Source organism: Streptococcus mitis (assembly GCF_008763935.1).
Taxonomy (GTDB): domain Bacteria; phylum Bacillota; class Bacilli; order Lactobacillales; family Streptococcaceae; genus Streptococcus; species Streptococcus mitis_DB.
Map to the genome: position 1 here is coordinate 1 of NZ_VTQF01000013.1, position 6,128 is coordinate 6,128.

The 6,128-nt window shown below is 50.3% G+C and carries 5 protein-coding genes, 1 other RNA gene and 1 pseudogene; 2 read left to right on the forward strand and 5 right to left on the reverse strand.

What is annotated here, in order from left to right; all coding sequences use genetic code 11:
• Positions 1–36 precede the first annotated feature (36 nt).
• The 3 genes from F9B91_RS11730 to F9B91_RS11740 all read right to left on the reverse strand — a co-directional run bounded on the left by F9B91_RS11730 (position 37) and on the right by F9B91_RS11740 (position 2,518).
• Entirely contained in the window at positions 37–177 is a 141-nt protein-coding gene (locus F9B91_RS11730) for a hypothetical protein (RefSeq protein WP_225306632.1), read from the reverse strand.
• A gap of 498 nt (positions 178–675) precedes the next feature.
• Positions 676–1,359, reverse strand: a complete 684-nt coding sequence (locus tag F9B91_RS11735; protein ID WP_150923277.1) for a 16S rRNA pseudouridine(516) synthase — start codon at positions 1,357–1,359, stop codon at positions 676–678.
• Between the two features lie 40 nt (positions 1,360–1,399).
• A complete protein-coding gene (locus tag F9B91_RS11740) occupies positions 1,400–2,518 on the reverse strand; it encodes a methyltransferase (RefSeq protein ID WP_003743136.1) in 1,119 nt (372 codons plus the stop codon).
• Between the two features lie 208 nt (positions 2,519–2,726).
• On the opposite strand from F9B91_RS11740, the gene F9B91_RS11745 reads away from it, so the two are divergent.
• Together F9B91_RS11745 and ssrA are read left to right on the forward strand one after the other, a co-directional pair.
• Complete coding sequence (locus F9B91_RS11745) at positions 2,727–3,941, forward strand: pyridoxal phosphate-dependent aminotransferase (protein WP_150923278.1); 1,215 nt, start codon at positions 2,727–2,729, stop codon at positions 3,939–3,941.
• A gap of 115 nt (positions 3,942–4,056) precedes the next feature.
• Positions 4,057–4,419: a transfer-messenger RNA gene (gene ssrA / locus F9B91_RS11750) on the forward strand.
• Between the two features lie 142 nt (positions 4,420–4,561).
• On the opposite strand, the pseudogene F9B91_RS11755 reads toward ssrA, so the two are convergent.
• Positions 4,562–5,602, reverse strand: a pseudogene (locus F9B91_RS11755) (Arm DNA-binding domain-containing protein); the annotation flags it as partial.
• Positions 5,572–5,835, reverse strand: coding sequence for an excisionase (locus tag F9B91_RS11760; protein WP_225306635.1), 264 nt, complete (start codon positions 5,833–5,835; stop codon positions 5,572–5,574). The gene F9B91_RS11760 and the pseudogene F9B91_RS11755, both read right to left, overlap by 31 nt.
• Between the last annotated feature and the right edge of the window lie 293 nt (positions 5,836–6,128).

The window sequence follows — 6,128 nt, forward strand, 5'->3', positions numbered from 1 at the left end:
TTAGGTTTTCGTATTTCATTTGGGAATTGTAAATCTTCAGGATACTTTCGCAAGAGGTCTATTAATATACTCTATGCTATCAGCACTTTTCTCTCTATTAAATCTTTGAGTGGTTCCTATAATCACATCTGTAATATGTTCATACCATTTTTGTGTGGTCATCATATTGTATCCCATTGTTATCTCCTTATATTGGTTTTAGGCAACGGTTGCGGCATTATCCGAGGTTCTTTACAAGTCTTGTAAATTTTTCTCCGCTTTCGCTGCTTTATAGGCCAGTCTCGCTTAACCGTTACCCGGAACTATATCCAGCTAAGGAAACAGGCATTAGACAGCGGTCTGTGAATAAAATAATTTGTTTTACCAGTCGACTCTATTTGCCTGATTAAGGGAAGGGAGCTATACGGTAGGAAGGGCTGAGAAAATTGCAGATAAAAAAAACCATCTATACTAAGGGGAAAAGTATAGATGGCCAAACACATTACGGGGAAAACGTCTTACTCACTTACTCACTTCTCTCGAAGCAAGTGTTACTCAGACACGCGAATTATATAATAGTTCACGAATGATGGCGTTAAGTTTGGTTAATAACATCTTAACACTTATATCATCATGTTTTTAAACAAATAAAAAAATCATAATGGTTAAATTTTTTTTGAAAAAACTTCAAAATTTTCAAACTGTGATGAATTTCCACTCACCTGAGGCTAAATTTTCTACCGTTCGTCCGTTAAATTCGTCCCGGTGGAGGTGTTCGACGCGGTTGCCGGCGGCGGCGACCATGCGTTTGACTTGATGATATTTGCCTTCGGTAATGGTCATCAGCAGGGTGGTCGGATTTTCCAAAACGGCTTCGGCGGCGTGGACGGTTTCGTTGTCGTCGTGCAGCAGAACGCCGTTTTTCAGCGTTTCACACAGGCTGTCATCGGCAGGATGCTTCAGGGTAACGCGGTAGATTTTGGGTACTTTGTGTTTCGGCGAGGTAACGCGGTGGTTGAACTGCCCGTCGTTGGTAATCAGCAAAACGCCCGTCGTATCCGCATCCAGCCTGCCGACCGCCTGCATATCGATGTTGCGCATATGGTCGGGGAAAAGGCTGAAAACGCTGGGGTATTGTTGCGGTTTGTGCGAGGTTTCGTAATCGGCGGGTTTGTTGAGCAGGATGTAGAAATAAGGTATGGGCACGACGACGATGTCTTCGCCGTCTATGCGCAGCGTTTGGACTTCGGCGGGATCGATGTCGGCTTTGGTGTCGTTGCGGACTGTATCGTTGATTTCGACACAGTCGTTTTGAATCAGCCACTGGCATTGTTTGCGGCTGCCTATGCCTTGGGATTGGAGGTATTTGATCAGTTGCATGGGTATGGCGGGTGTGGGTTTCAGACGACCTGATTGTATATCAGGACTTTGCTTTCAAACGATAGAGATATGTGGTTTCCCGATTGCGGGCGAAGGCGAGCGGGTCGGATTCGTCGGCGGCTTTGCGGTGGCGCGGTTTGGTTTTCAGAATATCGACCACTTCTAAAGAGGTCGTCTGAAAACATTGTTCCAGAAAATCGCGGTCGCGCAGGTGTAGATGTTCCGCCAAGTCGGAAATGATTAACCACGCTTCGCCTTGCGGATTTAAATGTTGCCGCACGCCGTTTAAGAAGGCGGTCAGCATGGCGTTGTCGGGATCGTAGAGGGCGGTTTCGACGGCGGAAGTCGGTTTGGCGGGCAGCCACGGCGGGTTGCAGACGATCAGGTCGGCGCATCCTTCGGGAAACAAGTCGACGGCTTGTACGACGACTTGTTTGTCCAGCCCCAAGCGGGCGAGGTTGGCGGTTGCGCAGGTGATGGCTTTGGGGTTGGTATCGGTAGCGATGATTTCGGAAATGCCGCGTTTGGCGAGGATGGCGGCGATAACGCCGGAGCCTGTGCCGATGTCGAACGCCGTCTGAATATGGGGATTCAACGGTGCTTGGGCGATTAAGTCCAGATATTCGCCGCGCAGGGGCGAGAACACGCCGAAGGGGACGTGGATTTTGCCGCCAAGCTGCGGAATGTCTATGCCTTTTTTGTGCCATTCGTGTGCGCCGATAAAGCCCAAAAGCTGGTTGAGCGGCAGCAAAAACGGCGTGTCGTTCGGCTCGTCGTACACATCGGCAAGGGCGGCGCGGACGTTGGGCGCGCGCGGATTGCCTAACTGAAAACCCGCGCCGATTTCGACGGCAAGCATGTTCAACACGCGGCTTTGCTGCGCCTGCTTCATGCGGTGGGTGTGGAAGGTCGTCTGAATATCGATAGGCGCGTTTTTTGTTTTTTCAGACGACCTGCGGACGCGCTTTTTCATCGCCGCCAACACTTGCTTGGCGTTGTGGAAATCGCCCGTCCAAACCGTTGCCGTGTGGGCGTGGGCGTTTTTCAGAATATCGGCGGCATTGCCTTCATGCACATAAACCGCCTGTTTGGGCGGCTTTTGCGTACTTTCGTTGCGCCATTCGGCAGCGGCGCGGTCGGTGGGAATAATGGGGAACATGGCAGGAAGGAGGAAGGGAAAACTGACGGCAAGTTTACTATATTTCAGGAAGTATGTATTGAAAGGGGAATAGGGATGTAATAAAGGTCGTCTGAAATTTGAAATGCGGTTTCAGACGACCTATTCTCAGTTGCATAAAATACTTTCTTTCCGCCTGTAAACGGAGTACATTTACCCCCATTGTTAACAATTTTACGGAACACACATCATGGAGAAATTTCCCAAATCGTCCAAGCTGGACCACGTTTGCTACGACATCCGCGGCCCCGTACACAAAAAAGCCCTACAACTGGAAGAAGAAGGTCATAAAATCCTCAAGCTCAATATCGGCAACCCTGCGCCGTTCGGCTTTGAAGCGCCCGATGAAATTTTGGTGGATGTCATCCGCAACCTGCCGACCGCGCAGGGCTATTGCGATTCCAAAGGGCTGTATTCCGCCCGCAAGGCCATCGTTCATTACTATCAAACCAAAGGTCTGCGCGATATTTCGGTCAACGACGTTTATATCGGCAACGGCGTGTCTGAGCTGATTACCATGTCCATGCAGGCGCTTTTGAACGACGGCGACGAAATCCTGATTCCCGCGCCCGATTATCCGCTGTGGACGGCTGCCGCCACTTTAGCGGGCGGTACGGTTCGCCATTATTTGTGTGACGAAGAAAACGACTGGTTTCCCAACCTTGCCGATATGGAAGCCAAAATCACACCGAAAACCAAAGCCATCGTCGTCATCAACCCCAACAACCCGACCGGCGCAGTGTACAGCAAAGAAATCCTGCTCGAAATCGCCGAGTTGGCGCGCAAACACGGTCTGATCATCTTCGCCGACGAAATCTACGACAAAATCCTCTACGACGGCGCGGTCCACCACCACATTGCCGCGCTCGCGCCCGACCTGCTGACCATCACCTTCAACGGCCTCTCCAAAGCCTACCGTGTTGCCGGATTCCGCCAAGGCTGGATGGTGCTGAATGGTCCGAAAGAACATGCCAAAGGCTATATCGAAGGTCTCGATATGCTCGCCTCCATGCGCCTGTGTGCCAACACGCCCATGCAACACGCCATCCAAACCGCTTTGGGCGGCTATCAAAGCATCAACGAATTTATCCTGCCCGGCGGCCGCCTGCTGGAGCAGCGCAATAAAGCGTGGGAACTGATTAACCAAATTCCCGGACTTTCCTGCGTCAAACCGATGGGCGCGATGTATATGTTCCCGAAAATCGACACCGAAATGTACGGCATCCATGACGACATGAAATTTATCTACGACCTGCTTGTGCGCGAAAAAGTCTTGTTCGTCCAAGGAACCGGGTTCAACTGGGTACGCCCCGACCATTTCCGCATCGTTACCCTGCCGTACACCCACCAAATCGAAGAAGCCATGGGCAAACTCGAACGCTTCTTGCAGACTTACCGGCAATAATCGAATAAGGCGAAAGATCGTCTGAAAGCATGATTTGCGTGTTCAGACGACCTTTGTTGTGCCCGTTCTGCTTGGCAAAACAGCCTGATATGCGTATAATCAACGTTTCCCATCTGGGGGCGATCTTGGTTTCGACGGGGGTTGCAAAGCAGATGCGGGCATACCGGGGTCTCAGATTTCCCGTAAAACACTGAATCTAAATAGTCGCAAACGACGAAACTTACGCACTGGCCGCTTAAGGCCTGCCGTTGCAGCAGTTGGTCAATGGGCTGTGTAGCGCAAGCTACCGCAACGTCATTCTACATTGACTGGTTTTCCGCCGGGTTACTTGGCGGGAAATAAGATTTAAGGTAACTGGTTCCTAGAAGGCCTGTCGGTCGGCATGATAGGAACGAGATTTTAAATAGACACGACTAAGTATGTAGAACGCTCTGTAGAGGACTTTCGGACGGGGGTTCAATTCCCCCCGCCTCCACCAAGATATCCGATAAGTATCCTGTACTTATTTCCATTTCTGTGTTTTTTGGCACACTATTGGCACATTTCCCATCAAAAAGCTGCTCGATTTTAGACTTTTCACGCTGCTTGTCGGCCAAGTCGATCCAGCGTGAATAGTTTTCAAGTAGCATCTTCATGGTGCTGTGTCCCATCTGACGGGCTACCCACATGGGGTTGGCTCCGGCCATGAGGTTGAGTGTGGCAAATGTATGGCGGGTGTTGTAGGGTTTCCTGTACCTTACCCCCGCTATTTTTATGGCGTGCTGCCACGGTCTCCACGGCACTTTGTCGTTCTCAAATGGGCTGCCAGTTTTCGGATTGATGAAAACGTATCCGCTTGCTAGTCCTGTTCTTTGCCATTGCCTACGTAAAGCTTCCAAGGCGCGGCTATTGAGCTCGATGTCTCGATAGCTGTGGGTTTTGGTGCTTTTCAGCTTGCCAGCCACGGATGCTTTGTTCACGCGCACGCACTGCCTTTGGAAGTCGATGTCCTGCCAAGTGAGAGCGATGAGCTCGCTGGTACGCATACCGCTAAAAAAGGCCAGCTCGAAGTAATTGTGAAACACAGGTTCATTTTTCAGGTAGCCTAGGATGGCTTCGGCCTCTTCGAGCGTGAACGGATCAGGCGGCTCTTTCTGCACTTTGGCGTTGGCCAGATGCTGGGCGGGATTGTCTTTTATCCTGCCGTCGCGGAGCGCAAGAACAAACGGCTGCCGAATAACGGTGGCGATGTTGTTGCGAGTTTTTGCGCTACAGTCTAAGGTAGCCAGCAGCCCGGCTAGGGTACTGTACTGGATACGGTCTATCGACATGTCACCAATTTTAGGCAGGACGTGGCTGTTGAGCATGCCGCGATAGCGGGATAGTGTGGAGTGGGATAGCTGGTTAACGGTGGCTAGCCAGGCTTCGGCCATCTCACGGAAGGTGGGGCTGCGTTCCGTTTCTTCCGCTCGTTTGGAGTCGGGGAAGAATTCGGCATAGTCGAATACGCCGATGGCGATTCGGGTACACACTTCTTCCCGGAGTTTAGTAGCGTGCCGGATGTTAGCGGTGGTGGGCTTGAGCGGCAGGCTTTCCCAACATCGTTTACCCCGATACATGAACCATATTTTGATACTGCGATCGCGGATAACTACACCGGTTGGTATTCGTTTCGTTGCCATTTTTCTACCTCTTTTACGTTGATTAAGATGTGGCGGTCGGGCGCACGGTAGTAGTGGAGTCCCTCTACCCAAACGCCGGTGCTAATTTTGTCTCTTAAAGCTTTTTCTGTATAGCCTGACAATTCGGCGTAACGTTTCAACTGGATTTGGTTCAACATATTCAATCCTCCATATGAGTAATTAGGACTTGCAGTAAGTGGTCGTAGTATCGTAGCCAACCATGTGGCGGACATCAGGTAACCTGAGTCGTCTTTCTGTTTGCATTTTTCTCCAAATTTAAAGTTCGCCTTTAAGCGGCTTAGTTAATCCATTATCCACGGCAGATTGTGTTCCACACTGCGTCGTGGCGGGTGATTTACCGTTGGGATAAGCAACAATGTCAGGTACGTATCTATTGCCTATATCGGTACCAACTATATTAGCAGTAAAAAGCCCTAAAATTTTTTCAGCCCATTCTCAAAGTAGGATGAATATTGGCAAACCATATGACGGTTTGAAACTTGGAAAAGCCTTTGTTCACTGAGTG